The 26,520-nt window shown below is 71.3% G+C and carries 26 protein-coding genes; 17 read left to right on the top strand and 9 right to left on the bottom strand.

Annotated elements, in window-relative coordinates:
- Positions 1–8: 8 nt before the first annotated feature.
- Together AC07DF_RS02835 and AC07DF_RS02830 are read right to left on the bottom strand one after the other, a co-directional pair.
- Positions 9–1,112, bottom strand: coding sequence for an adenylate/guanylate cyclase domain-containing protein (locus AC07DF_RS02835; RefSeq protein WP_423570091.1), 1,104 nt, complete (start codon positions 1,110–1,112; stop codon positions 9–11).
- A 195-nt stretch (positions 1,113–1,307) separates the two neighbouring features.
- Positions 1,308–2,183 carry a biotin--[acetyl-CoA-carboxylase] ligase gene (locus AC07DF_RS02830; protein WP_478966293.1) on the bottom strand — a complete coding sequence of 292 codons (876 nt, stop codon included), beginning with the start codon at positions 2,181–2,183 and terminating at the stop codon, positions 1,308–1,310.
- Between the two features lie 110 nt (positions 2,184–2,293).
- On the opposite strand from AC07DF_RS02830, the gene AC07DF_RS02825 reads away from it, so the two are divergent.
- The 4 genes from AC07DF_RS02825 (at position 2,294) to AC07DF_RS02810 (ending at position 5,026) form a co-directional block, all read left to right on the top strand.
- Positions 2,294–3,898, top strand: a complete 1,605-nt coding sequence (locus tag AC07DF_RS02825) for an acyl-CoA carboxylase subunit beta (RefSeq protein WP_478966291.1) — start codon at positions 2,294–2,296, stop codon at positions 3,896–3,898.
- Positions 3,899–3,923: 25 nt separating this feature from the next.
- Complete coding sequence (locus AC07DF_RS02820; protein WP_382490037.1) at positions 3,924–4,133, top strand: acyl-CoA carboxylase epsilon subunit; 210 nt, start codon at positions 3,924–3,926, stop codon at positions 4,131–4,133.
- Positions 4,134–4,244: 111 nt separating this feature from the next.
- Positions 4,245–4,373 carry a morphogenic membrane protein MmpB gene (mmpB, locus tag AC07DF_RS02815; protein ID WP_478966289.1) on the top strand — a complete coding sequence of 43 codons (129 nt, stop codon included), beginning with the start codon at positions 4,245–4,247 and terminating at the stop codon, positions 4,371–4,373.
- A gap of 32 nt (positions 4,374–4,405) precedes the next feature.
- Positions 4,406–5,026, top strand: coding sequence for a Maf family protein (locus tag AC07DF_RS02810; protein ID WP_478966287.1), 621 nt, complete (start codon positions 4,406–4,408; stop codon positions 5,024–5,026).
- Here the strand turns inward: AC07DF_RS02810 and AC07DF_RS02805 are convergent.
- A complete protein-coding gene (locus AC07DF_RS02805) occupies positions 4,995–5,426 on the bottom strand; it encodes a hypothetical protein (protein ID WP_478966285.1) in 432 nt (143 codons plus the stop codon). The two genes, AC07DF_RS02810 and AC07DF_RS02805, sit on opposite strands and share 32 nt — an antisense overlap.
- A 344-nt stretch (positions 5,427–5,770) precedes the next feature.
- Here AC07DF_RS02805 and AC07DF_RS02800 point away from each other — a divergent pair, with 344 nt between their 5' ends.
- Positions 5,771–7,546 (top strand): acetyl/propionyl/methylcrotonyl-CoA carboxylase subunit alpha, encoded by a 1,776-nt coding sequence (locus tag AC07DF_RS02800; protein WP_478966283.1) that lies wholly within the window; start codon positions 5,771–5,773, stop codon positions 7,544–7,546.
- Positions 7,547–7,808: 262 nt separating this feature from the next.
- Here AC07DF_RS02800 and AC07DF_RS02795 read toward each other — a convergent pair whose 3' ends face one another.
- Positions 7,809–8,789: a DeoR/GlpR family DNA-binding transcription regulator gene (locus tag AC07DF_RS02795; protein ID WP_478966281.1), complete on the bottom strand. Its 981-nt coding sequence runs from the start codon at positions 8,787–8,789 to the stop codon at positions 7,809–7,811.
- A gap of 165 nt (positions 8,790–8,954) precedes the next feature.
- On the bottom strand, positions 8,955–10,403 hold the full coding sequence (locus AC07DF_RS02790; protein ID WP_189722896.1) for an NAD(P)H-quinone dehydrogenase: 1,449 nt from the start codon (positions 10,401–10,403) through the stop codon (positions 8,955–8,957).
- Between the two features lie 96 nt (positions 10,404–10,499).
- Here AC07DF_RS02790 and AC07DF_RS02785 point away from each other — a divergent pair, with 96 nt between their 5' ends.
- The 3 genes from AC07DF_RS02785 to AC07DF_RS02775 all read left to right on the top strand — a co-directional run bounded on the left by AC07DF_RS02785 (position 10,500) and on the right by AC07DF_RS02775 (position 13,886).
- A complete protein-coding gene (locus AC07DF_RS02785) occupies positions 10,500–10,937 on the top strand; it encodes a gamma-glutamylcyclotransferase family protein (protein ID WP_478966279.1) in 438 nt (145 codons plus the stop codon).
- A 95-nt stretch (positions 10,938–11,032) separates the two neighbouring features.
- Positions 11,033–11,869, top strand: a complete 837-nt coding sequence (locus tag AC07DF_RS02780; RefSeq protein WP_454365030.1) for a purine-nucleoside phosphorylase — start codon at positions 11,033–11,035, stop codon at positions 11,867–11,869.
- A 385-nt stretch (positions 11,870–12,254) separates the two neighbouring features.
- Complete coding sequence (locus tag AC07DF_RS02775; RefSeq protein WP_478966277.1) at positions 12,255–13,886, top strand: phospho-sugar mutase; 1,632 nt, start codon at positions 12,255–12,257, stop codon at positions 13,884–13,886.
- Between the two features lie 70 nt (positions 13,887–13,956).
- On the opposite strand, the gene AC07DF_RS02770 is transcribed toward AC07DF_RS02775, so the two are convergent.
- A complete protein-coding gene (locus AC07DF_RS02770; RefSeq protein WP_478966275.1) occupies positions 13,957–14,646 on the bottom strand; it encodes a PH domain-containing protein in 690 nt (229 codons plus the stop codon).
- 215 nt (positions 14,647–14,861) lie between these two features.
- On the opposite strand from AC07DF_RS02770, the gene deoC reads away from it, so the two are divergent.
- From deoC to AC07DF_RS02755, 3 genes are read left to right on the top strand one after another with little or no spacing between them, the layout of a single operon-like run.
- Entirely contained in the window at positions 14,862–15,824 is a 963-nt protein-coding gene (deoC, locus tag AC07DF_RS02765; RefSeq protein ID WP_478966274.1) for a deoxyribose-phosphate aldolase, read from the top strand.
- Positions 15,825–15,829: 5 nt separating this feature from the next.
- Complete coding sequence (locus AC07DF_RS02760) at positions 15,830–17,266, top strand: aldehyde dehydrogenase family protein (protein WP_478966272.1); 1,437 nt, start codon at positions 15,830–15,832, stop codon at positions 17,264–17,266.
- A complete protein-coding gene (locus tag AC07DF_RS02755; protein ID WP_478966270.1) occupies positions 17,259–18,146 on the top strand; it encodes an aldehyde dehydrogenase family protein in 888 nt (295 codons plus the stop codon). Before AC07DF_RS02760 ends, AC07DF_RS02755 begins: the two co-directional genes overlap by 8 nt.
- 80 nt (positions 18,147–18,226) lie before the next feature.
- On the opposite strand, the gene AC07DF_RS02750 is transcribed toward AC07DF_RS02755, so the two are convergent.
- Positions 18,227–18,973, bottom strand: a complete 747-nt coding sequence (locus AC07DF_RS02750) for a TetR/AcrR family transcriptional regulator (protein WP_478966268.1) — start codon at positions 18,971–18,973, stop codon at positions 18,227–18,229.
- A gap of 148 nt (positions 18,974–19,121) precedes the next feature.
- Here AC07DF_RS02750 and AC07DF_RS02745 point away from each other — a divergent pair, with 148 nt between their 5' ends.
- On the top strand, positions 19,122–19,718 hold the full coding sequence (locus AC07DF_RS02745; RefSeq protein ID WP_478966266.1) for an NADPH-dependent FMN reductase: 597 nt from the start codon (positions 19,122–19,124) through the stop codon (positions 19,716–19,718).
- A complete protein-coding gene (locus AC07DF_RS02740) occupies positions 19,715–21,238 on the top strand; it encodes a DHA2 family efflux MFS transporter permease subunit (RefSeq protein WP_478966264.1) in 1,524 nt (507 codons plus the stop codon). The genes AC07DF_RS02745 and AC07DF_RS02740 overlap by 4 nt, the downstream gene beginning before the upstream one ends.
- Position 21,239: 1 nt before the next feature.
- On the opposite strand, the gene AC07DF_RS02735 is transcribed toward AC07DF_RS02740, so the two are convergent.
- A complete protein-coding gene (locus AC07DF_RS02735; protein WP_478966262.1) occupies positions 21,240–21,641 on the bottom strand; it encodes a hypothetical protein in 402 nt (133 codons plus the stop codon).
- A gap of 56 nt (positions 21,642–21,697) precedes the next feature.
- Here AC07DF_RS02735 and AC07DF_RS02730 point away from each other — a divergent pair, with 56 nt between their 5' ends.
- Positions 21,698–22,402, top strand: a complete 705-nt coding sequence (locus AC07DF_RS02730; RefSeq protein ID WP_478966260.1) for a uridine kinase family protein — start codon at positions 21,698–21,700, stop codon at positions 22,400–22,402.
- A gap of 225 nt (positions 22,403–22,627) precedes the next feature.
- On the opposite strand, the gene AC07DF_RS02725 is transcribed toward AC07DF_RS02730, so the two are convergent.
- On the bottom strand, positions 22,628–23,368 hold the full coding sequence (locus AC07DF_RS02725) for a SigE family RNA polymerase sigma factor (protein WP_478966258.1): 741 nt from the start codon (positions 23,366–23,368) through the stop codon (positions 22,628–22,630).
- A gap of 237 nt (positions 23,369–23,605) precedes the next feature.
- Here AC07DF_RS02725 and afsQ1 point away from each other — a divergent pair, with 237 nt between their 5' ends.
- From afsQ1 to AC07DF_RS02710, 3 genes are read left to right on the top strand one after another with little or no spacing between them, the layout of a single operon-like run.
- Positions 23,606–24,283, top strand: a complete 678-nt coding sequence (afsQ1, locus tag AC07DF_RS02720) for a two-component system response regulator AfsQ1 (RefSeq protein WP_097219620.1) — start codon at positions 23,606–23,608, stop codon at positions 24,281–24,283.
- The gene (locus AC07DF_RS02715) at positions 24,280–25,884 is read left to right on the top strand and encodes an ATP-binding protein (RefSeq protein ID WP_478966256.1); all 1,605 of its coding nucleotides are present in this window, start codon (positions 24,280–24,282) and stop codon (positions 25,882–25,884) included. The genes afsQ1 and AC07DF_RS02715 overlap by 4 nt, the downstream gene beginning before the upstream one ends.
- Positions 25,881–26,498 carry a hypothetical protein gene (locus AC07DF_RS02710; protein WP_478966254.1) on the top strand — a complete coding sequence of 206 codons (618 nt, stop codon included), beginning with the start codon at positions 25,881–25,883 and terminating at the stop codon, positions 26,496–26,498. Before AC07DF_RS02715 ends, AC07DF_RS02710 begins: the two co-directional genes overlap by 4 nt.
- Positions 26,499–26,520: the final 22 nt, after the last annotated feature.

Here is a 26,520-nt window from a genome sequence, read left to right as displayed (position 1 = left end):
CGCCCCTGTCAGCCCAGGTCCCGCCGGGTGAGGAGCCACGGCTCCACGACGCCCAGACCACGCACGGGCCGCTGCCACATCGGCTGCAACGCGAACCGGTACGCCGGGGGCTCCTCGCCCTCCTTCTCCGCCGCCGCGGCCTCCTCGGCCGCCTCCGCCTCGGAGGAGGGGGCGTCCTGCGTGCGGATCAGCTCCTCGGCGAAGGCCGTGTCGACGAGGACGGCGTCCTTCGGAGCTATCGAGGTGAGCCGGGAGGCCAGGTTCACGGTCGTACCGAACACATCACCCATACGGGTGGTCACCGTGCCGAACGCCATGCCGACGCGCAGCTCCGGCATCGTCTCGTCGTGCGCCATGGTCTCGATCAGCCGCAGGGCGATCTCGGCGGCGATGCCCGCGTCGTCGGCGGCGTACAGCACCTCGTCACCGAGGGTCTTGATCAGCCGCCCGCCGTTCGCGGCCACCAGGTCGGCGGCCGTGGTCTCGAAGGCCTCGACCAGCTCGCCGAGCTCCTCCTCCTCCATCCGGCGAGTGAGCCGGGTGAAACCGACCAGGTCCGCGAAGCCCACGGCGAGGCGCCGGTCGACCATCTCCTCGTCGTCGGCGGCCTGCACGACCCGCCCGGCCGAGGCGGCGAGCTGACGCCGCCAGACATAGACGAGGAACTCCTCCAGCTCGGGCAGGAGCAGCTCGACGATCGGGTACGTCACCTCGGTGCGGGTCATGCCCGGCTCGGGCGGCTCGGTCAGCCCCTCCAGGAAGGAGTCGATCTGCCACTCGGCGAGCCGTGCGGTGGTCTGCCCGGTGGACCGGGCCACCTGTACGGCCATCGCCTCGCTCAGCAGCCCGGCCTCGACGAGACCGGCGAGACGCCGCAGGGCGAGTACGTCCGCCTCGGTGAGGGCCTTGGCCTGCCCGATGTCCGCGAAGCCCATGGCCCGCCAGAAGCGGGAGGCCAGTTCCATGGAGACACCGGCGCTACGGGCCGCCTGAAACGGCGTGTACCGGCGCTCGGCCCCCAGAATGAGCCCTTCGAGGCGCAGGGCGAGCGGGTCCTCGCCGGGGTCGGCGCCCTGCGCGTCCGTGCCGGAGTCCGGGTCTTCGACGGTCACGCGTGCTGCCCTTCCGATCTGTCACGGTCATGTATCGACCGGCCTCAACTCTACGGCAGGTGTGCGCCAGCTCACTCCGTTAGGTACTCCGCTGCGGGCATGCGTGCCGCTAGGGGCGGCACGGGTGGGCGCAGCGGAGCCCCGCAACGCCGGGCTGCGCACCCACCCGGCCTCAGCCCTCACGCCGAGGACCTGTCAAGCGGGCCTGAGGTGCACGATGTCCCCCGCCCCCACCGGCTCCTGCACCCCGTCCTCCGTCGCCAGCACCAACCGCCCGTCCCCATCCACAGCCACGGCCTCCCCCACCACGCCCCGATCCCCCGGCAGCTCCGCCCGCACGGTCCGCCCGAGCGTCGCGCACGATGCCGCATACGCCTTCTGCAGCCCGCTCACCTCCGGGTCGCCCCCCGCCGCACGCCACTTCCCGTACCACTCCTCCAGAGAACGAAGCACCCCCCGCAGCAGCGGATCCCGATCCGTACTCACCGCCCCGGCCAGCCCCACCGACCCCGCCGTAGGCACCGGCAGCTCGTTCTCCTTCAGCGAGACATTGATGCCGACCCCGATCACGACCCCGTCGTCACCGGCCCGCTCGGCGAGGATCCCCCCGGCCTTGCGTTCCTCGCCCCGCACCGTGACCAGCACGTCGTTCGGCCACTTCAGAGCCGTGTCGACACCCGCCGCGCGCGACAGCCCCGTCGCCACCGCCACGCCCGTGAGCAGCGGCAGCCACCCCCACCGCCCCACCGGCACCTCGCTCGGCGTGAGCAGCACGGAGAAGAACAGGCCCGACCGCGGCGGCGCCGTCCACTGCCGGTCCAGCCGGCCCCGCCCGGCCGTCTGCTCCTCGGCGACGAGCACCGCGCCCTCGACGGCCTCCCCCTTCGCCGCCCGGGCCACGAGGTCGGAGTTGGTGGAGCCGGTGCGATGCACCACGTCCAGCTCCGACCACAGCCCTCCCTCCCGCACCAGCCCCCGGCGCAGGGCGGTGACGTTGAGGGGCGGACGGTCCAGGTCCGACCAACGGCTACCGTTCGGCTCACTCGGCTCTGCTGCATCTCGCGGCGTCATGCAAGCCACCCTAGGTGTGGTAAACGCCGCACTGCCGACCTGAAGGCACCGCACTACTCTACGGATGAGTAACCGTCCCCCCTTTTGAGCAGGCAGGGAGCCGCATCCCGATGTCCGAGCCGGAAGAGCTGCAGCAGCCTGACATTCACACGACCGCGGGCAAGCTCGCGGATCTCCAGCGCCGCATCGAGGAAGCGACGCACGCCGGCTCCGCACGCGCCGTCGAGAAGCAGCACGCCAAAGGCAAGCTGACGGCCCGTGAGCGGATCGAACTCCTCCTGGACGAAGGCTCCTTCGTCGAGCTGGACGAGTTCGCCCGGCACCGGTCCACCAACTTCCAACTGGACAAGAACCGCCCGTACGGCGACGGCGTCGTCACCGGGTACGGCACCGTCGACGGCCGCCCCGTCGCCGTCTTCTCGCAGGACTTCACGGTCTTCGGCGGGGCGCTCGGCGAGGTCTACGGCCAGAAGATCGTCAAGGTCATGGACTTCGCCCTGAAGACCGGCTGCCCGGTCATCGGCATCAACGACTCCGGCGGGGCCAGGATCCAGGAGGGCGTCGCCTCACTCGGCGCCTACGGCGAGATCTTCCGCCGCAACACCCACGCCTCCGGCGTGATCCCGCAGATCAGCCTGGTCGTGGGCCCCTGCGCCGGCGGCGCCGTGTACTCCCCGGCCATCACCGACTTCACGGTCATGGTCGACCAGACCTCGCACATGTTCATCACCGGGCCCGACGTCATCAAGACCGTCACCGGCGAGGACGTCGGTTTCGAGGAGCTCGGCGGCGCCCGCACCCACAACGCGACCTCGGGCGTGGCCCACCACATGGCCGGGGACGAGAAGGACGCCATCGAGTACGTCAAGCAGCTGCTGTCGTACCTGCCGTCCAACAACCTCTCCGAGCCGCCGGTCTTCGCGGAGGAGGCCGACCTCGACATCACCGACGAGGACCGCGAGCTGGACGTCATCGTCCCGGACAGCGCGAACCAGCCGTACGACATGCACGCGGTGATCGAGCACGTCCTGGACGACGCCGAGTTCTTCGAGACGCAGCCGCTGTACGCGCCGAACATCGTCACCGGCTTCGGCCGGGTCGAGGGCCACCCCGTCGGCATCGTCGCCAACCAGCCGATGCAGTTCGCCGGCTGCCTCGACATCACCGCCTCCGAGAAGGCGGCCCGCTTCGTGCGGACCTGCGACGCGTTCAACGTCCCGGTCATCACCTTCGTGGACGTCCCCGGCTTCCTGCCCGGCGTCGACCAGGAGCACGACGGCATCATCCGCCGCGGCGCCAAGCTGATCTACGCCTACGCCGAGGCGACCGTCCCGCTGATCACGATCATCACGCGCAAGGCCTTCGGCGGCGCCTACGACGTCATGGGCTCCAAGCACCTGGGCGCCGACCTCAACCTCGCCTGGCCCACCGCCCAGATCGCCGTCATGGGCGCCCAGGGCGCGGTCAACATCCTGCACCGCCGCACCATCGCCGAGGCGGAGGCGGGCGGCGAGGACCTCGAGGCGGTCCGGGCCCGGCTGATCCAGGAGTACGAGGACGCCCTGCTCAACCCCTACGTCGCGGCCGAACGCGGCTATGTCGACGCGGTGATCATGCCGTCCGACACCCGCTGCCATGTCGTACGGGGTCTGCGTCAACTGCGCACGAAGCGGGAATCCCTGCCTCCGAAGAAGCACGGCAACATCCCCCTCTAGCCCGCAGCGAGCCCAGGAGACCCACATGACGATCAAGGTCGTAAGGGGCAACCCGACCCCGGAGGAGCTGGCCGCCGCACTGGCGGTGGTCAGGGCCCGCGCCGCGGCGGCGACAGAGACCCCGCCCGGCGCACCGGCCCCCCGCGACTCCTGGTCCGACCCGTCCCGCATCGCGTCCCACCGCCTGCCCCAGCCGGGGCCGGCGGCCTGGGGCCGTACGTACTGGCCGGCCTAGGGCTCTCGCCCCCAGGGACGCGGGGAACCGCGCACGGCGGAACAACGCGGGGCGCCGATTTGAGTACCCCTACTCAGGCGCCCCGCCCTGCCAAGCCGCACGCTGGGTGGCATGCTCTGGTCCGACCCCGAGAACGAACCGCCGAAAGAACTCCGCGACATGCAGGACATGCTCCGGCGGCTGGGCGTTCTCATGGCACTGGCCATGTTCGTGGCCATGCTGGTGATCGGCATCAGGTGAGCCGGCCTCGCCCATATGACTAACCTGACTGCATGACCGCTCAGCGCCGCAGGCGACTCGTCCTCGCCTCCCAGTCCCCCGCCCGGCTCGGACTGCTCCGCCAGGCAGGACTCACCCCCGAGGTGATCGTGAGCGGCGTCGACGAGGACGCCGTCACCGCCCCCACCCCCGCCGAGCTGGCCCTCGCCCTCGCTGAGGCGAAGGCCTCCGTCGTGGCGGCCCGGCCGGAGACCAAGGGCGCGCTCGTGATCGGCTGCGACTCCGTGCTCGACCTGGACGGCCAGGCCCTCGGCAAGCCCGCGGACGCCGAGGAGGCCACGGCCCGCTGGAAGTCGATGCGGGGCCGCGCCGGCACCCTCCAGACCGGCCACTGCGTCTACGACACGCTCAGCGGCCGCTATGTCTCCGCCACCGCGTCCACGGTCGTCCACTTCGGCGACCCGACGGACGAGGAGATCGCCGCCTACGTCAGCTCCGGCGAACCGCTCTACGTCGCCGGGGCCTTCACCCTGGACGGCCGCTCGGCCCCGTTCATCAACGGCATCGACGGCGACCACGGCAACGTGATCGGCATCAGCCTGCCCCTGGTCCGGCGGCTCCTCGCCGACCTGGGCGTCGGCATCACGGAGTTGTGGGCGCCGGCGGAGCGATGACCGGCTCGGCCGGGCGGTCGTAGGTCATCAGCAGCAGGACGATCAGGCCGAGCACCAGCATCATGAACAGGAACGCGGGCCAGCCGACGGGCCCCCAGGTGAACGCGCCCAGCAGTCCGTGCACGACCGCCGCGCTGATCAGCAGCACCCGCCCGAGGCCCGCCGGGGGGCGGTCCCGCAGCGCCACGAGCAGGGCGACCAGGCCGCACAGCGCGAAGTAGAGGCCGAAGGCGATCCCGCCGATCTTCGACGACACCGACATCATGTGCGGATCGAGCCCGGCCAGGGACATGTCCTGCCGGTCGACGACGACCCCGAGGAACCAGTTCAGCGCGGCGATGCCGAACGCCTCACCGAAGAGCACCACCGCCACGACCCACGCCACCGGCCTGCGCACCACCGGGCCCACCCTCTTACCCCTAGTACGTTCGAGACATCGCGAACGCTACTGACAGGTAAACCCTGGGACAAGGGTTCCGTGGCGGGCAAAGAATCATTGGGCCATTCGTAGGGACTCCACAAAGAAACGGAGTGGCCCGCAGCACGTGATGACAGAGACCTTGACCACAGGAGACGGCTAGGGTTTCCCGCAGGAGTGCTGCGTACCGCGGTGCGACAAGGGATTTCGCGGGTCGAGCGAGCCTCGCATCACGCTCCGTGTGGGCAAGCTCACCACTGGGGACGGGTCGAAGTGCCGTGTCGGCAGTCCCTAAACTCGGCTTGTTTCAAGGAGGGAGCCTCATCGTGCGCAAGGTGCTCATCGCCAACCGTGGCGAAATCGCTGTCCGCGTGGCCCGGGCCTGCCGGGATGCCGGCATCGCGAGCGTGGCCGTCTACGCCGACCCTGATCGGGACGCTCTGCATGTCCGCGCCGCGGATGAGGCGTTCGCCCTGGGCGGTGACACCCCGGGCACCAGCTACCTCGACATCGAGAAGGTGCTGAATGCCGCGCGGGAGTCGGGCGCGGACGCCATCCACCCCGGCTACGGCTTTCTCTCCGAGAACGCTGACTTCGCCCAGGCGGTCCTGGACGCGGACCTGATCTGGATCGGCCCGCCCCCGCAGGCGATCCGCGACCTCGGTGACAAGGTCGCCGCCCGGCACATCGCGCAGCGCGCGGGCGCCCCGCTGGTGGCGGGCACGCCCGACCCGGTCTCGGGCGCCGACGAGGTCGTCGCCTTCGCCGAGCAGCACGGTCTGCCGATCGCCATCAAGGCGGCCTTCGGCGGCGGCGGTCGTGGCCTGAAGGTCGCGCGCACGCTCGAAGAGGTGCCCGAGCTGTACGACTCGGCGGTGCGCGAGGCGGTCGCCGCCTTCGGGCGCGGCGAGTGCTTCGTCGAGCGCTATCTGGACAAGCCTCGGCACGTGGAGACCCAGTGCCTGGCCGACCAGCACGGCAACGTCGTCGTGGTCTCCACCCGTGACTGCTCCCTCCAGCGCCGGCACCAGAAGCTGGTCGAGGAGGCTCCCGCGCCCTTCCTGTCCGACGCGCAGGTGGAGGAGCTGTACTCGGCCTCCAAGGCGATCCTGAAGGAGGCCGGCTACGTCGGCGCCGGCACGGTCGAGTTCCTCGTCGGCCTGGACGGCACGATCTCCTTCCTCGAGGTCAACACCCGCCTCCAGGTGGAGCACCCGGTCACCGAGGAGGTCGCGGGCATCGACCTCGTCCGCGAGATGTTCCGCATCGCCGACGGTGAGGAGCTCGGCTACGACGACCCGGCGCTGCGCGGCCACTCCTTCGAGTTCCGCATCAACGGCGAGGACCCGGGCCGCAACTTCCTCCCGGCCCCCGGCACGGTCACGAAGTTCGACCCGCCGGCCGGCCCGGGCGTCCGCCTGGACGCGGGCGTGGAGTCCGGCTCGGTCATCGGCCCGGCGTGGGACTCCCTGCTGGCCAAGCTGATCGTCACCGGCCGCACGCGTGCGGAGGCCCTGCAGCGGGCCGCCCGCGCGCTGGAGGAGTTCCAGGTCGAGGGCATGGCGACGGCGATCCCGTTCCACCGCGCGGTGGTGAAGGACCCGGCGTTCGCCCCCGAGCTCACCGGCTCGTCCGACCCGTTCACGGTCCACACGCGATGGATCGAGACGGAGTTCGTCAACGAGATCAAGCCCTTCGCCGCTCCGGCCGACGCCACGGAGGCCGAGGAGGAGCTCGACCGCGAGACGGTCGTCGTCGAGGTCGGCGGCAAGCGCCTGGAGGTCTCCCTCCCGGCCTCGCTGGGCATGTCCCTGGCCCGTACGGGCCTGGCGGCGGGCGCCAAGCCCAAGCGCCGCGCGGCGAAGAAGTCGGGCCCCGTCGCCTCCGGCGACACCCTCGCCTCCCCCATGCAGGGCACCATCGTCAAGGTGGCCGTCGAGGAGGGCCAGGAGGTCAAGGAGGGCGACCTGGTCGTCGTCCTCGAGGCGATGAAGATGGAACAGCCCCTGAACGCCCACAGGTCGGGCACGATCAAGGGCCTCAGCGCGGAAATCGGCGCATCGGTCACGTCCGGCGCGCCCATCTGCGAGATCAAGGACTGACACAACAAGAGTCGGGCGGGCAGGCGCACACAGCACCTGCCCGCCCGTCTCGCTGAGCTGCGGGCATACGCGCCGCCCCAGCTGCGGGCATGCGTGCCGCTAGGGGCGGCACGGGTGGGCGGTGGGGCTCCCCCCCCCCGCTCGAGCGAAGCCGAGAGTGGGGGAGGCACCTCGTCTCGCCGAGCTGCGCACCCACCCGCCCCCAGCCCTCACGCCGGGCACCTGGCAGCCACCAGCAACGGGACCCACCCACCGGCAGCTCCTAGCGCCGCCGCAGATCCGCCACCCGCGCCCGCTCCGCCCCAGGCCCCTGCTCACCCAGGATCGCGGCGGAGCGCAACGGCCCCCCGGCCCCCGGAACCTGACGCCGCGGCCCGGGCAACGGCACATCCCTGCGCTGCTGACGCGCCGGGACCGAATCACCCCCCGGTCCCCCGGCCCCCGCTCCAGCGGAGCCCCGTTGCCCTCCGGCCACGGCGATCTGCACGCCCTGATCGGCAAGCGCCTGAAGCTCGGTGGCCGCACGGTCGTCATGTGCGGGCGGCTCGTCCGTCACAAGGCGCGTGATGAGATCCGTAGGCACGGTCTGGAACATCGTGTCCGTCCCGAGCTTCGTATGGTCGGCAAGCACCACCACCTCCGCGGCAGCCTGCACCAACGCCCGGTCGACGGACGCCGACAACATGTTGGACGTGGACAACCCGCGCTCGGCGGTCAGACCGCTCCCGGACAGAAACGCCCGCGACACCCGCAGCCCGTGCAGGGACTGCTCGGCACCACTGCCGACCAGGGCGTAGTTCGAACCGCGGAGCGTCCCGCCGGTCATCACGACCTCGACCCGGTTGGCGTGGGCCAATGCCTGCGCCACCAGCAGCGAGTTGGTGACGACGGTCAGCCCGGGCACCCGGGCGAGCCGGCGCGCCAGCTCCTGGGTCGTCGTACCCGCCCCGACCACGATCGCCTCTCCCTCTTCCACGAGGTTCGCGGCGAGGTCGGCGATGGCGGTCTTCTCGGCGGTCGCGAGATGGGATTTCTGCGGAAAGCCGGACTCCCGCGTGAAACCGCCCGGCAGTACCGCACCGCCGTGCCGGCGGTCGAGGAGTCCTTCTGCCTCCAGCGCGCGCACGTCCCGCCGTACGGTCACTTCGGAGGTCTGGACGACGCGGGCGAGCTCACGGAGCGACACGGCCCCGTTCGCTCGCACCATTTCGAGGATCAATTGGCGACGTTCTGCAGCGAACACGAAACTGACAGTAACGCCAGCGACCGTCTGCTTTCAGCAGTTTGCGCTGAATAGCAGAAGATGTTCGCACCGAGCAGCGGGAAGTGGTATAGAGCCTAGTCCCGCCGCCTATGCCACACACATGGTCGAATACTCCCCGTGACCAGCGAGGAGCCGGTTTCGGCCTCAGCCCTCGCCGGTCTCCTTGCGCGTGTGCAACTGCCGTGCCACCTCGGCGATCGAGCCCGAAAGCGACGGGTAGACGGTGAAGGCGTTCGCGATCTGCTCGACGGTCAGATTGTTGTCGACCGCGATCGAGATCGGATGGATCAGCTCCGAGGCCCGCGGCGCCACGACGACACCACCGACCACGATCCCGGTGCCCGGCCGGCAGAAGATCTTGACGAAGCCGTCGCGGATGCCCTGCATCTTGGCGCGCGGGTTGCGCAGCAGCGGCAGCTTCACGACCCGGGCGTCGATCTTCCCGCCGTCGACGTCGGCCTGGGTGTAGCCGACGGTGGCGATCTCCGGGTCGGTGAAGACGTTCGACGACACGGTCTTCAGGTTCAGCGGAGCCACCGCATCACCCAGGAAGTGGTACATGGCGATGCGCCCCTGCATGGCGGCCACCGACGCGAGCGCGAACACACCCGTCACGTCACCGGCCGCGTACACGCCGGGAGCGGTCGTACGCGACACCTTGTCGGTCCAGATGTGGCCGGACTCGCGCAGCCTGACCCCCGCGTCCTCCAGCCCCATGCCCGCGCTGTTGGGCACGGCACCGACGGCCATCAGACAGTGCGATCCGGTGATGACGCGCCCGTCGGAGAGGGTCACCTCGACCCGGTCCCCGACCCGCTTGGCGGACTGCGCCCGGGTACGCCCCATGACGTTCATGCCGCGCCGCCGGAAGACGTCCTCCAGCACGGCGGCCGCGTCCGGGTCCTCGCCCGGCAGCACGCGGTCCCGCGACGACACGAGCGTCACCCTCGAACCCAGCGCCTGATAGGCACCCGCGAACTCGGCACCGGTCACACCCGACCCGACCACGATCAGCTCCTCGGGGAGCTCGTTCAGGTCGTACACCTGGGTCCAGTTCAGGATCCGCTCACCGTCCGGCAGTGCGTCGGGCAGCTCACGCGGATGCCCACCGGTGGCGATGAGCACGGCATCCGCCGTCAGGGTCTCCTCACTCCCGTCAGCGGCGCGCACCACCACCTTCCGCGACCCGTCGAGCGCCTGCATGCCCTCCAGACGCCCGCGCCCGCGCATGACCCGCGCGCCGGCACGCGTCACGGAGGCGGCGATGTCGTGCGACTGGGCGAGCGCGAGCCGCTTCACACGCCGGTTGACCTTCCCCAGGTCGACCCCCACCACCCGGGCGGACTGCTCCATGGGCGGGGTGTCGTCGGCGACGATGATCCCCAGCTCCTCGTACGACGAGTCGAAGGTGGTCATCACCTCGGCCGTCGCGATCAGAGTCTTCGACGGCACGCAGTCGGTGAGCACCGACGCCCCGCCCAGACCGTCGCAATCGACGACGGTCACCTCCGCGCCGAGTTGAGCGGCCACCAGCGCCGCTTCGTATCCGCCGGGTCCGCCACCGATGATCACGATCCGAGTCACGTACTCCATTGTCCCGCACCCCTCAAGCCGACACCGCCCGGGGGCCCGCCGCGATGCGGCTCCGTTACGCGAGTGACGCGAGTCCGCCTGCCGTACCCTTCCCCCATGTCGCTCTACGCCGCGTACGCCGGCAACCTCGACGCGCGGCTGATGTCCCGCCGCGCCCCGCACTCGCCGCTGCGCGCCACCGGCTGGCTGAACGGGTGGCGGCTGACCTTCGGCGGCGAGCACATGGGCTGGGAGGGCGCCCTGCCGACGATCGTCGAGGACCCGACCTCCCAGGTCTTCGTCTCCCTCTACGACATCGCCCCCATGGACGAGGACTCGATGGACCGCTGGGAGGGCGTGGGCCTGGAGATCTACCGGCGTACCCGCGTACGGGTGCACACCCTGGACGGCGAGGAGCCGGCCTGGTCCTACGCCCTGAACGCCTACGAGGGCGGCCTGCCCTCCGCCCGCTACCTGGGCGAGATCGCCGACGCGGCCGAATCCGCCGGCGCCCCGCACGACTACGTGATGGAACTCCGCAAGCGCCCCTGCTGAGCCGAGCCCCTCGTCGGAAACGACAAGGCAACGATCGCCACCCCGTCGGCTCCACCATCTACGCGCGTAGGCATTCACCGGCTACCCTCGTCCGCGTGAACGCATCTCTTCTTCCGGACGACATCCAGGGCGCCGCCCCGATCGACCCCAGGGCCGCCGCCGACGCCGCCGCGGCCCGCCTGCGCGAACTGACGGGCGCCGAGACCCACGACGTCGCCCTCGTGATGGGCTCCGGCTGGGCTCCGGCCGTGGACGCCCTGGGCGACCCCGACGCCGAGTTCCAGGTCACCGAGCTGCCCGGCTTCCCGCCCCCGGCGGTCGAGGGCCACGGAGGCAAGATCCGCTCGTACAAGATCGGCGACAAGCGCGCCCTGGTCTTCCTCGGCCGCACGCACTACTACGAGGGCCGCGGCGTCGCCGCCGTCTCCCACGGCGTCCGCACCGCCGTCGCGGCCGGCTGCAAGACGATCGTCCTCACCAACGGCTGCGGCGGCCTGCGCGAGGGCATGCGCCCCGGCCAGCCGGTCCTGATCAGCGACCACATCAACCTCACGGCCACCTCCCCCATCATCGGCGCCAACTTCGTCGACCTCACCGACCTCTACTCCCCGCGCCTGCGCGCCCTGTGCAAGGAGGTCGACCCCACGCTGGAGGAGGGCGTCTACGCCCAGTTCCCCGGCCCGCACTACGAGACTCCGGCCGAGATCCGCATGGCCCGCGTCATCGGCGCGGACCTGGTGGGCATGTCGACGGTCCTCGAGGCGATCGCCGCGCGCGAGGCGGGCGCCGAGGTCCTGGGCATCTCCCTCGTCACCAACCTCGCCGCGGGCATGACGGGCGAGCCCCTGAACCACGAAGAGGTCCTCCAGGCGGGCCGTGATTCGGCAACGCGGATGGGCTCACTGCTCGCACAGGTCCTGGGACGCCTGTAAGCACGGGGCGTCGGTGCCGGGGCCGGGGGGCCGCACCCCGGCGGCTCGGGGTGCCCCCACCGCCAACCCGTGCCGCCCCGAGCGGCGCAGGCCCGCAGCGGCGGCGCGCCCGCGGCTAAAGCGGATGGCACGAGAGCCACGACGCGCCCGCACCCGCCGGACGACGCAAGGGGGCGTGTCGGGGGGTGTCCGCCCGCAGCGGTTGTCGCGTCAACGAACAGCCAGTCGGCGTGGCACCCCATCGCGACGTTCCGAGGACGGACACCCCCCGGCGCGGCCCCGACCCACCCCCGGCGAATAGGCGCTACACACACCCCCACCCAAGCCGCACAGGCCGCCGCAGGCATGGCCCGCCACCACACACAACCGAGAGGCGACACCGACCGTGCACGACGAACTCATCGCACAGGCCCAGGCGTGGCTCACCGAGGACCCCGACCCGGACACCCGCACCGAGCTCGCCCGCCTCCTCGACACCCAGGATCACACCGAACTCGCCGCCCGCTTCTCCGGCACACTCCAGTTCGGCACCGCCGGCCTCCGAGGCGAACTCGGCGCCGGCCCCATGCGCATGAACCGCTCGGTCGTCATCCGCGCCGCCGCGGGCCTCGCCGCGTACCTCAAGAAGCAGGGCCACGACAACGGCCTGGTCGTCATCGGCTACGACGCCCGCCACAAGTCACACGACTTCGCCCTGGACACCGCCGCCGTCATGACCGGCGCCGGCCTCCGCGCCGCCGTCCTCCCCCGCCCCCTCCCCACCCCCGTCCTCGCCTTCGCCATACGACACCTCGGCGCGGTCGCCGGCGTAGAGGTCACCGCCAGCCACAACCCACCCCGCGACAACGGCTACAAGGTCTACCTGGGCGACGGCTCCCAGATCGTCCCGCCCGCAGACGCCGACATCGCGGCGGAGATCGCCGCCGTGGCATCCCTCACCACCGTCCCCCGCCCCACCCACGGCTGGGACACCCTCGACGACAGCGTCCTCGACGCCTACCTCACCCGCACCGACGCCGTACTGGCCAAGGATTCCCCCCGCACGGCCCGCACGGTGTACACGGCGATGCACGGCGTCGGCAAGGACGTCCTCCTGGCGGCCTTCGCCCGCGCGGGCTTCCCGCCCCCGGCCCTCGTCACGGAACAGGCCGACCCCGACCCGGACTTCCCGACCGTCGCGTTCCCCAACCCGGAGGAACCCGGCGCGATGGACCTGGCCTTCGCCACCGCCCGCGAGACATCCCCGGACCTGATCATCGCCAACGACCCGGACGCGGACCGCTGCGCCGTCGCCGTGCGGGACGGCACCGACTGGCGCATGCTCCGCGGCGACGAGGTCGGCGCCCTCCTCGCCGCCCACCTGGTCCACCGCGGAGCGACCGGCACGTTCGCGGAGTCGATCGTCTCGTCCTCCCTCCTCGGCCGTATCGCCGAGAAGGCGGGCCTCCCCCACGTCGAGACCCTCACCGGCTTCAAGTGGATCGCCCGCGCGGAGGGCCTGCGCTACGGCTACGAGGAGGCCCTCGGCTACTGCGTGGACCCCGAGGGCGTACGCGACAAGGACGGCATCACGGCCGCGCTCCTGATCACGGAACTGGCCTCTCAGCTCAAGGAGGAGGGCCGGACCCTCCTCGACCTCCTCGACGACCTGGCCGTGGAACACGGCCTGCACGCCACGGACCAGCTGTCGGTCCGCGTCGAGGACCTCTCCCTCATCGCCGCCGCGATGCACCGCCTGCGCGAACAGCCCCCGACCGAACTCGCCGGCCTGCCCATCACCCGCACCGACGATCTCACCCGGGGCACGGAAAGCCTCCCGCCCACCGACGGCCTGCGCTACACGCTGGACGGCGCCCGGGTGATCGTCCGCCCGAGCGGCACGGAGCCGAAGCTGAAGTGCTACCTGGAGGTCGTGATCCCGGTCGCGTCCCACACCGACCTCCCCGCGGCCCGCGCGAAGGCGACGACGCTACTGGAGTCGATCAAACGCGACCTGTCGGCGGCAGCGGGCATCTGACCACACGAAACAGACGGTCAGACCACACATCCCGGAGTGCCCCCAGGGCACCCCGGGACAGAACTGCTCCCTACCCCACGGCCAGCAGAATCGCGACGAGCACCGCCCCGGCAACCGCCGGCGCCACCACCTCGTAGGCCCACCGCACGGTCACCTCACCCTGCGCCGTCTCCGCCCGGTGCCGCGCCTCGTGCAGCCCGCGCAGCTCGTCCATGATCCGGTCGGTCTCCGCACGCACGGGCCCGTCGGACTCCGGGCCGCCCCCACCGGGGCCCCGCCCCAGCCCCGCACCCATCCCGAGGGTGCTGCCGCCACGCCCCTCGTTCCGCCCCATGGCCCGCCGCGCCTGCGCGCTCGCCCGCATCTCACGCCGCGCGGCCTTCTTGCGGGCGCGCAGCGACACGGGGACGGCCCACAGCTGGTACTTGGCGCCGGACTCGGTGAGGACCTCGTTCGAGTAGGCGGACTTCAGCGAGGCGACCTGCCCCCAGGGCAGCGCGATGACGCGGAAGGGGTTGCGGATCCGCAGCCGGTCGTCGCCCGCGTACACGGCGGGCCGCAGGGTGAAGGCGACGACGAGCGGCACGATGAGCAGCATCAGCGCGAGCGCGAGCCACTGCGTGCGCCCCTCTCCCGAGACGAGCGCGTCGATACCGAGCCACCCTGTGATGGCGAGCAGCAGCACACCACCGGCGATGGCCGGGACCGACCGGTAGACCCGGTCCTTGGACTCGGGCGACTGGGACTCGGGACTCGTCATACCCCGATTCTGCCGGACGCCGACGCCCCCACCCCCGCCACCCCAGCTCAAGCCACCGCGCCCACCCGAAGCCCAAACCACAATGCGCGACCACCGCTCCCCACCCCACTCCACCCCGCAGCCGCCCACACCCACCACCCCCGCCCCCACCCCCACCCAGTCAATCCCGGGGGCTGTACAGCCGCTACGCGCGTAGATATGCTCGTCTGGTGACCATGCCCAGTTCTGCACTCACCGCAGCTCACCCCCTCAAGGACGTCACCGCGTCCGACAGCGCGCTGCGCCGCTTCCTCCACGGGCTCCCCGGCGTCGACGCGGTCGGACTCGAAGGACGTGCGGCCTCCCTCGGTACGCGTTCGATCAAGACGACCGCGAAGGCGTACGCCATCGACCTCGCCATCTCGATGGTCGACCTGACGACGCTGGAAGGCGCGGACACCCCGGGCAAGGTCCGGGCGCTCGGCGCGAAGGCGGTCAAGCCCGACCCGACCGACCGTACGACGCCCGCCACGGCCGCGGTCTGCGTCTACCCCGACATGGTGGCCGTGGCCAAGGAGGCCGTCGCCGGCTCCGGCGTGAAGGTCGCCTCCGTCGCCACGTCGTTCCCGGCGGGGCGCGCCCCGTTGACCGTCAAGCTGGCCGACGTCCGCGAGGCCGTCGCCGCGGGCGCCGACGAGATCGACATGGTCATCGACCGCGGCGCGTTCCTCGCGGGCCGCTACCTGAAGGTGTACGACGAGATCATCGCCGTGAAGGAGGCCTGTGGCACCTCCGCGCGCCTGAAGGTCATCTTCGAGACGGGCGAGCTGTCCACGTACGACAACATCCGCCGCGCGAGCTGGCTCGGGATGCTGGCCGGCGCGGACTTCATCAAGACCTCCACCGGCAAGGTCGCGGTGAACGCCACCCCCGCCAACACTCTCCTCATGCTGGAGGCGGTCCGCGACTTCCGGGCCCAGACCGGCATCCAGGTCGGTGTGAAGCCGGCCGGCGGCATCCGCACCACCAAGGACGCCATCAAGTTCCTCGTCCTGGTCAACGAGACCGCGGGCCAGGACTGGCTGGACAACCACTGGTTCCGCTTCGGCGCCTCCTCGCTGCTGAACGACCTGCTGATGCAGCGCCAGAAGCTGGCCACCGGCCGCTACTCCGGCCCCGACTACGTGACGGTGGACTGATCACCATGGCACCCGCATTCGAATACGCCCCGGCCCCCGAGTCCCGGGCGATCGTCGACATCGCTCCCTCGTACGGCCTGTTCATCGACGGTGAGTTCACCGAGGCGGCCGACGGCAAGGTCTTCAAGACGGTCAGCCCCTCCTCCGAGGAGGTCCTCGCCGAGATCGCCCAGGCGGGCGAGGCGGACGTGGACCGTGCCGTACAGGCCGCCCGCAAGGCCTTCGAGAAGTGGTCGGCGCTGCCGGGCGCGGAGCGCGCGAAGTACCTCTTCCGGATCGCCCGCATCATCCAGGAGCGCTCCCGCGAGCTTGCCGTCCTCGAGACCCTCGACAACGGCAAGCCGATCAAGGAGACGCGCGACGCCGACCTGCCCCTGGTCGCCGCGCACTTCTTCTACTACGCGGGCTGGGCCGACAAGCTCGACCACGCCGGCTACGGCGCGAACCCGAGGCCCCTCGGTGTGGCGGGCCAGGTCATCCCCTGGAACTTCCCGCTCCTGATGCTGGCGTGGAAGATCGCGCCCGCCCTCGCCACCGGCAACACCGTCGTCCTCAAGCCCGCCGAAACGACCCCCCTCTCGGCGCTCTTCTTCGCGGACATCTGCCGCCAGGCCGGCCTGCCCAAGGGCGTCGTCAACATCCTCCCCGGCTACGGCGACACGGGCGCCGCGCTGGTGGCCCACCCGGACGTGAACAAGGTCGCCTTCACCGGCTCCACGGCCGTCGGCAAGGAGATCGCGCGCACGGTCGCCGGCACCCGCAAGAAGGTCACGCTCGAACTGGGCGGCAAGGGCGCCAACATCGTCTTCGACGACGCCCCGATCGACCAGGCCGTCGAGGGCATCGTGACCGGCATCTTCTTCAACCAGGGCCAGGTCTGCTGCGCCGGCAGCCGCCTGCTGGTCCAGGAGTCGATCCAGGACGAGCTGCTCGATTCCCTCAAGCGCCGCCTGTCGACACTGCGCCTCGGCGACCCGCTGGACAAGAACACGGACATCGGGGCGATCAACTCCGAGGAGCAGCTCTCGCGCATCACCTCCCTCGTCGAGCAGGGCGAGGCGGAGGGCGCCGAGCGCTGGTCACCGGCCTGCGAACTTCCGGAGAGCGGCTACTGGTTCGCCCCGACGCTCTTCACGAACGTCACCCAGGCACACCGGATCGCCCGCGACGAGATCTTCGGCCCGGTGCTGTCGGTCCTGACCTTCCGTACGCCGGACGAGGCGGTCGCGAAGGCCAACAACACGCAGTACGGCCTCTCCGCCGGCATCTGGACGGAGAAGGGCTCGCGCATCCTGGCGGTCGCGAACAAGCTCCGCGCGGGTGTCGTCTGGTCCAACACGTTCAACAAGTTCGACCCGACCTCGCCGTTCGGCGGGTACAAGGAGTCGGGCTTCGGCCGCGAGGGCGGCCGCCACGGCCTGGAGGCGTACCTCGATGTCTGACACGCGACTCAGTGTCCTCAAGACCTACAAGCTGTACGTGGGCGGCAAGTTCCCGCGTTCCGAGAGCGGCCGGGTGTACGAGGTGAGCGACTCGAAGGGCAAGTGGCTGGCGAACGCGCCCCTGTCCTCCCGCAAGGACGCCCGTGACGCGGTCGTCGCGGCCCGCAAGGCGTTCGGCGCCTGGTCCGGGGCGACGGCGTACAACCGCGGCCAGGTCCTGTACCGCGTCGCCGAGATGCTGGAGGGCCGCCGCGACCAGTTCATCCGTGAGGTGGCCGACGCGGAGGGTCTTTCGAAGTCCAAGGCGGCGGCGGTCGTGGAAGCGGCGATCGACCGCTGGGTCTGGTACGCGGGCTGGACCGACAAGATCGCCCAGGTGGTGGGCGGCGGCAACCCGGTGGCGGGCCCGTTCTTCAACCTGTCCTCCCCCGAGCCGACGGGCGTGGTCGCGGTCCTGGCACCCCAGGAGTCGTCCTTCCTCGGGCTGGTCTCGGTAGTGGCCCCGGTCATCGCCACCGGCAACACGGCGATCGTGGTGGCGAGCGAGAAGTCCCCGCTGCCCGCGCTGTCCCTTGCCGAGGTGCTGGCCACCTCGGACGTCCCCGGCGGCGTGGTCAACGTCCTCTCGGGCCGCACGGCGGAGATCGCCACCCCGCTCGCTGCCCACCAGGACGTCAACGCGATCGACCTCGCGGGCGCCGGCGAGGACCTGGCGAAGGAGCTGGAGATCGCCGCGGCCGACAACCTCAAGCGCGTCCTGCGTCCACAGCCTGTGGATTACGCGGAGACTCCGGGCATCGACCGCATGACGGCGTTCCTGGAGACGAAAACGGTCTGGCACCCCACGGGGTCACTGGGCGCGTCGGGTTCCTCCTACTAGACGCCTCTCACAGCCGAAGCCCCGGTCCTCCTCCGTCCAGGAGGTCCGGGGCTTCTCCGCGCGCGGGGCGCGCCCCGCCGTCAGATCCCGAGGCGCTGCCCGACGCCGTCGAGCACACAGTCGAGGCCGAACTCGAACTCCCAGGCCCGGTCGTCCTTGCGGCTCGCACCGAGGGCGTACCGCTCGAAGGCCGGATAGCGGCCCGTGCTCATCAGGTAGCGCATCTGCGGGGCCAGGGCCTCGCGGGTCTCGTCGCCGCCGGCCCAGCCGTGGCGTTCCTGGTAGTCCCGCAGGGCGATCTCGGCCTGGGCCGAGCCGTGCACGAAGGAGGTGACGGCCCGCAGGACGGCCATCACCGCGTCGGCGTCCAGACCGTGGGCGGCGAGCGCGGACAACCCTCGTTCGGCCACCGCCATCCGCGAGGGGGTGAGCATGATGACCGGGGTGGGCATGACCGCCATCCACGGGTGGGCGAGCATCAGATCCCGCGTCTGGAGGGCGTAGGAGCGCAGCACCTCGCGCCAGTCCGTGACGTCGTCCGGCACGGCCAGTTCCCGGGACACCCGGTCGATCATGAGCGCCCAGAGGTCGTCCTTGCCGTTGACGTGCCGATAGGCGGCCATGGGTGCGACACCGAGCTTCGTGGCGAGACGGCGCATGGTGACGGCCGCTCCGCCCTCCTCGTCGGCGATCTCGACCGCGGCGGCGGCGATCCGCTCCAGGGTCAGTGAGGTGCGAGGGGCCGGGGCGGGCCGCTCCATGCGCTCCCAGAGGGAGGGCGCCCCGGCCCCGCTCTCCGTGTCCTCCTTCTTCTTCGCGACCGCCATGGTCCGCTCCTCCCGGTCGAAACGTCGCGTACAGCGTATCTCCAGTAGACGGCGTACACATCGCTGTGTACGTTGTACGCACAGAAGATACGTCGTACACGTCGCAGATACGTCGTACACACCGCCGTACACATCCAGGGGGAGACCCATGCCCGCCACCGCCGAACCGCTCCGCGTCGCCGTTGTCGTCGGCTCGACCCGGGAGGGACGCTTCGCGCCCGTCGTGACGAAGTGGCTGACCGGCCACCTCGACCAGCGCGACGACCTGCGCGCCGATGTCGTCGACCTCGCGGAGACGCCGCTGCCGACGGTGTTCCCGGCCTTCGGACAGCAGCCGCCGCCCGGCACCGAAGAGCGGCTGGCCCTCGTGTCACCGCGGCTCGCGGCCGCCGACGCCTTCGTCCTCGTCACGCCCGAGTACAACCACAGCTTCCCGGCGTCCCTGAAGAACGCGATCGACTGGCACGGCGAGGAGTGGCACGGCAAGCCGGTCGGCTTCATCTCCTACGGCGGCCTGTCCGGCGGCCTGCGCGCGGTGGAGCAACTGCGGGTCGTCATGGCCGAGGTGAACGCCACGACCATCCGCAACACCGTCAGCTTCCACAACGCCTGGAGCCGCTTCGACGAGGACGGCACCTGCACGGACCCCGCCGCCGACACGGCCGCGAAGGCCCTGCTCGACCAGCTCGCCTGGTGGGGCCACGCCCTGCGGGACGCCAAGTCCGTCCGGGACTACGTCGCATGACCGGTGAGACCACGGCCTCGCCCGCGAGCACGGCACATCCGGCCCGGCCGGACGCTCCGCCCTCCCGGCTCGTCATCCTCGGCCTGCTGCTCGGCATCGTGCTCGCCACACTCGACGGAACCGTCGTCGGCACCGCACTGCCCACCATCGTCGGCGACCTGGGCGGCCTCGACCAGCTGTCCTGGGTGATCACGGCCTATCTGCTCACCACCGCCGTCTCCACCCCGATCTGGGGGAAACTCGGCGACCTGTACAGCCACAAGGGCAGCTACCTCACGTCCATCACCGTGTTCCTGATCGGCTCCGTGCTGTGCGGACTCGCCCAGGACATGGGCCAGTTGATCGCCTTCCGGGCCCTCCAGGGCATCGGCGCGGGCGGCCTCTTCGTGGGCGCGCTCGCCCTCATCGGCACGCTGCTCACCCCGGCGGAGGCCGGGCGGGCCCAGTCGCTGATCGGGATACTGCTGCCCGCCGCGATGATCGGCGGACCGCTGGCCGGCGGCTTCCTCACCGACCAGCTCGACTGGCGCTGGGTGTTCTACGTCAACGTCCCGGTCGGCGCGGTGGCACTCGCCCTGATCGGCTTCGGGGTGCGGCTGACCGCCGCCCGGGTCAAGGCCCGGATCGACCTGGCCGGAGCCGGGCTGCTGACCGGCGCGATCCTCGCCCTGACCCTCCTCGCGAGCTGGGCCGGGACGACGTACGCCTGGTCGTCACCGCAGGTCATCGGGCTCGCCCTGATCTCCGCGGTCGCGCTGGCCGCCTTCGTGCGGGTCGAGCGGCGCGCCCCGGAACCGGTGATCCCGCCCCGGCTGTTCCGCGACCGCAACTTCTCGGTCGCGCAGGTGCTCAGCTTCGTCACGGGCGCGGCCATGCTGGCGGCGGCGAGCTATCTGCCCCAGTACCTGCAGTTCGTGGGGGACGTGTCGTCCACCGAGAGCGGACTGCTGCTGCTCCCGTTGATGCTGGGCATGATGGCCGCCCAGCTCGTCATCGGCCGGCGGGTGGGCGACGGCGGGCGCTACCGCGGCTACCCCATCGCGGGCGCCGCGCTGGCCACGGCGGGGGCGCTGGCCCTGCTGACGCTGGGCACGGCCACGACGGCACCTGTGGCCTCCGGTCTGACGCTGGTGCTGGGCGTGGGCATCGGCGGTCTGATGCAGCCGACGATGCTCATCACGATGAACAGCGCGGAACCACGCGACATGGGCGCGGCCAGCGGCACCCAGACGTTGCTGCGCACCATCGGAGGCTCACTCGGGGTCGCCGTCCTCGGCTCGTTCTACACCGGCCGGCTCACGGCCGCGGTCACGGACCGGCTCGGCCCCGACGGCGACCGGCTGACGGGCGGTGAGCTCACCCCCGAGGCGCTGCGGGACCTGCCGGAGCCGGTCCGGGACGCCTTCCGGGCGGGCGTCGTGGACGGGCTGCACGGTGTCGCGCTCGGCACGGCCGCGCTGTGCGCCGTCGCGTTCGCGGTGTCCTGGCTGGTCCGGGAGGTCCCGCTGCGGGGCCGGTGAACTACCCCGAGACCAGCCTGGTGACCTGGCTCAGCACCAGGGCGTCCCCGACCGAGGGCGCCTGGGCCACCGGGCCCGTCACCTCCTGGGAATCCACCGGCTTGAAGTCGGCGACCTCGGTGCCGACGCTGTTGTCGAGCGGGTCGACTCCCGTGCCGGCGAGGGGGTTGGGCTTGAGGCCCGTGACCGTGCCGGTGGTGTGGGCGAGGGTGTCGCTCGCGGCCTGGAGACCGGCCCGGGTGTCGGTCTTCCCCGGGGCGGTGTGGACCAGGTCCAGGACCGAGCCGGTTCCCGCCGCGGCCGACGCCGCCCCGGCACCCGCCCCCAGCGCCATTCCCGCGGTCGCGAGGACGGCCAGGGCACGCTGGACGGTCGGCTTCTTGGGTGAGTCGTGTCGGGCCATCACTGCCACCTTCTGACGCTCCGGGTAATCGATTCGACACGAAGGGTAGTTGAGATGTGACGCGCGCATCAAAGACGACCCGCGGGGTCGTACGGCCCCCGATGGATGCCTCACACTGGTGTCCCGTGAGTTCCCCTCTGCCCATACCGACGCGAGTCGTGCTGCTCTGCGGCCCTTCCGGCTCCGGCAAGTCCCTTCTCGCGGCCCGCTCCGGCCTTCCGGTGCTGCGGCTCGACGACTTCTACAAGGAGGGCGACGACCCGACTCTGCCTGTGGTGGAGGGGAGTTCGGACATCGACTGGGACCATCCGGACTCCTGGGACGCGGACACCGCCGTCGCCGCGATCACCCAGCTGTGCCGCACGGGCCGCACGGCCGTCCCCGTCTACGACCTCTCGCTCAGCGCCCGCACCGGCGAGGAGACGGTCGAGATCGGACGGACCCCGCTGTTCCTCGCGGAGGGCATCTTCGCCGCGGAGATCGTCACCCGCTGCCGGGAACTCGGCGTCCTGGCCGACGCGCTGTGCCTGAGCCGCGGCCCGGTGAAGACGTTCCGCCGCCGCTTCCTGCGGGACCTGAAGGAGGGCCGCAAGTCGGTGCCGTTCCTGCTGCGCCGCGGCTGGCGCCTGATGCGGCAGGAGCGCTCGATCGTCGCCCGCCAGAGCGCGCTGGGCGCGTACGCCTGTGACCGCGATGAGGCGATGGGCCGGCTGGCGGCGGCTGCTGCGGGCCGCTGCGCGAGCCTCCGTACGGCGGCCTGAGCGGCGACAGGGCAAGACACCGAACAGAAGACAGAAACAAGCGGGACTGGACGGACCCCCCGGCCCTCCAGTCCCGCTCTTGTGTTCCCCCGTGGTGCTCCCCCCTGGGTGCTCCCCCGTTTTCCTCCCCCTTGTTTCCCCCGTGTCCCCACTCTCCTGAGGAGACGCCCCCCAGCGTCTCCACAGTCCCCCGTGGGCCCCCTTGTGGTGCTCCCCCCCGAACCTTCAGGCCACGAGCTCGCCGAAGGCGTCTTCCTCGTCACGGCCGAAGCTGAGGACCTCGTCCTCGCGCAGCCGGCGGAGCGACCGCCAGATGCTGGACTTCACCGTGCCGACACTGATGTCGAGGATCTCCGCGATCTCCGGGTCCGTGCGGCCCTCGTAGTAACGAAGGACCAGCATGGTGCGCTGGAGTTCGGGCAGCCGGGCCAGCGCCTGCCACAGGACGGCGCGCAGCTCGGTGCCGCGCATCGCGTCCGTGTCACCGGCGGTCTCCGGCAGCTCCTCGGTCGGGTATTCGTTCAGCTTGCGGCGGCGCCACGCGCTGATGTGCAGGTTCGTCATGGTGCGGCGGAGGTATCCGCCGACCGCCGCCTTGTCACTGATCCGGTCCCACGCCCGGTAGGTCGAGAACAGCGCGCTCTGCAGCAGGTCCTCGGCCTCGAAGCGGTCGCCGGTGAGGTGGTAGGCGGTGGCGTACAGGGAGGCGCGGCGCTCCTGGACGTAGGCGGTGAACTCCGCCTCCGACAGCGAACGGCGCTCCCCCGGGTCCTCCCTGTACGCGGCTCCGGCCTTGTTGCCGTCCCCCGTGTGTGCGTCGACCACCGTCATGTAACCGGTGTGCTGACGCCCGGTGCCGCGAGCGCACCCCCGCCCGCTCACGGCACCGGACTTCTCGGAAACCCGGTGCACGTCGTGCAGACGCGTGATCACTGCGCTGGTGCTGATGCCGTGCAGCGTGTTCATCTCGCGCCCCCCGTCGTGGACTTCCGGTGTGCGGCCCGCCGGTCGGGCGGGCTTCCTTGCCTGTGCCGAAAAGCTTGCCAAGGCACTTTCATCGCCGTGTCCGCCGACTGTCACAGGCCTGTCACAGGGGTCGGCCACAGGAGGAGCACGGCTCGTACACAGGCGTCGGCGGTAGGCGCGGCGCTGATCTCGGCCCACAGGTCGAACCCCGCCCCCCTCATGGGCCAGAATGAGCCCGTGCCTTCCCTGTTGCTGATCGAGGACGACGACGCCATCCGGACGGCCCTGGAGCTCTCACTGACGCGCCAGGGTCACCGCGTGGCGACCGCTGCCAGCGGTGAGGACGGTCTGAAGCTGCTGCGCGAGCAGCGGCCGGATCTGATCGTGCTGGATGTGATGCTGCCCGGCATCGACGGGTTCGAGGTGTGCCGGCGCATCCGGCGCACGGACCAGTTGCCGATCATCCTGCTGACCGCGCGCAATGACGACATCGACGTGGTCGTCGGGCTGGAGTCCGGCGCCGACGACTATGTCGTCAAACCGGTGCAGGGGCGTGTGCTCGACGCCCGGATCCGGGCCGTGCTGCGGCGCGGCGAGCGTGAGTCCAACGACGCGGCGTCGTTCGGCAGCCTCGTCATCGACCGCTCGGCGATGACCGTGACCAAGAACGGCGAGGACCTCCAGCTCACGCCGACCGAGCTGCGGCTCCTGCTGGAGCTGAGCCGGCGGCCGGGGCAGGCGCTGTCCCGCCAGCAGCTGCTGCGGCTGGTGTGGGAGCACGACTACCTGGGTGACTCGCGGCTCGTGGACGCCTGTGTCCAGCGGCTGCGTGCCAAGGTCGAGGACGTGCCGTCGTCCCCGACGCTGATCCGTACCGTGCGGGGTGTCGGCTATCGGCTGGACGCGCCTCAGTGACACAGGCGCACCAAGGGGGGGCCCGCGGCTGGACCGCGGAGCGCAAGGGAGTTCTGTCGCGGCTGCGCTTCACCAGCCTGCGGCTGAGGCTGGTCGTCGTCTTCGGCCTGGTGGCCCTGACGGCGGCCGTGTCCGCCTCCGCCATCGCGTACTGGCTCAACCGCGAGGCCGTGCTCACCCGCACCCAGGACGCGGTGCTGCGCGACTTCGAGCAGGAGATGCAGAACCGGGCGGGCGCGCTGCCCGAGCGGCCGACGCAGGACGAGTTGCAGCACACCGCGGGCCAGATGGCGGGCAGCGACCAGCGCTTCAGTGTGCTGCTGGTCGCCCGCGACGCCGACGGCAGGACCGTCTACGGCAGCTCCGGCGGGCTGAGCGGCTTCTCGCTGCGGGACGTGCCGGCCTCGCTGCGCACGGCGGTGAACAAGACGCAGAAGGTCGACGGGGCCAACAAGCACCCGTACCACCTGTACTGGCAGCGGGTCATAGACCACGACACCCCGTACCTCGTGGCCGGGACGCGGGTGATCGGCGGCGGCCCGACCGGCTACATGCTGAAGTCGCTGGAGCCGGAGGCGAAGGATCTGAACTCGCTCGCCTGGTCGCTGGGAATCGCCACGGGACTCGCGCTGATCGGCTCGGCGCTGCTCGCGCAGGCCGCCGCGACGACGGTGCTGAAGCCCGTGCAGCGGCTCGGGACGGCCGCGCGGCGGCTCGGCGAGGGCAAGCTGGACACCCGGCTCAGGGTGTCGGGCACCGATGAACTCGCCGATCTGTCCCGGACGTTCAACAACGCGGCCGAGGCGCTGGAGAAACGGGTCGCCGACATGGCCGCGCGGGACGAGGCCTCCCGGCGGTTCGTCGCGGACATGAGCCATGAGCTGCGTACGCCGCTCACCGCCATCACCGCCGTGACGGAGGTGCTGGAGGAGGAGCTGGAGGCCGAGACCGGGAGCATGGACCCGATGATCGAGCCCGCCGTCCGGCTGGTGGTCAGTGAGACGCGGCGGCTGAACGACCTGGTCGAGAACCTGATGGAGGTCACCCGCTTCGACGCGGGCACCGCCCGGCTCGTCCTGGACGACGTCGACATCGCCGACCAGATCACCGCGTGCATCGACGCCCGGGCCTGGCTGGACGCGGTGGAGCTGGACGCCGAGCGCGGCATCCACGCCCGCCTGGATCCGCGCCGCCTCGACGTCATCCTGGCCAACCTCATCGGCAACGCGCTCAAGCACGGCGGGTCCCCGGTCCGGGTGACCGTCCGGGCGGATGACGACTCGCTCGTCATCGAGGTGCAGGACCACGGGCCCGGCATCCCCGAGGACGTGCTGCCGCATGTCTTCGACCGGTTCTACAAGGCCAGCGCCTCCCGGCCGCGCTCCGAGGGCAGCGGTCTCGGCCTGTCCATCGCCCTGGAGAACGCCCACATCCACGGCGGCGAGATCACCGCGGCCAACTCGGCCGACTCGGGCGCGGTGTTCACCCTGCGGCTCCCGCGGGGCACCGCTCCGGTGGAAGAGCCCGCCGATGACGGGCAGCAGCCCGAGAGCGATACCGACCAGCCCAAGGGCGAGGACTCGAAGGGGGAGGCCCGATGACCGTACGTCTCGCGGCCGTGTCTCGTCTGCTCGCCGTGCCCGCCCTCGCCGTTGTGCTGGCCGGCTGCGGGATCCGGGCCACGGAGGTGCCGACGAACTTCGGGCCCGCGCCCTCGCGGGTGCGGTGCTCGCTCGCCGAGCCGGACGTGTCGGCGCAGGCCGTGCGGGGGCTGCCGGTGCAGGTGTTCCTGCTGTGCGGGTCCTCGCTGGTGACCGTCGACCGGACCGTACGGGTCCCGGACGGCGCGGCCGACTCCGAGCGGCGCATGCTGGTGGCGCAGGGCCTGCTGGACGAGCTCGCCGAGACACCGTCGCCCGCCGAGAAGGAGGCCGGCTACAGCACGGACGTCCGCGGCGGCATCACCGTGGGCGGGCCCGGGAAGGGCGACCCGGAGGACACGCTGCGGCTGAGCGCGGCGCCGGACAGCCTCACCTCGTACGCCCTGGCCCAGATCGTGTGCACCTTCTCCGATTCCGCCGCCGCCGAGGGCGACGGCTCCGTGGTCCTGGGCGGCCCCGGCCCCGAGTCCCCGCGCCGCTACGAGTGCACCGACGAGGTGCGGGCCCGCCCGGGCAGCACGGAGCCGCCGTCCAAGGACGTGGCCGGCGAGTGAGGCGGCGGCGGTTTCCGCCGGG

The sequence above is a fragment of the Streptomyces sp. NPDC044719 genome, assembly GCF_056433405.1.
This window is presented reverse-complemented; position numbering and strand designations above follow the sequence as displayed.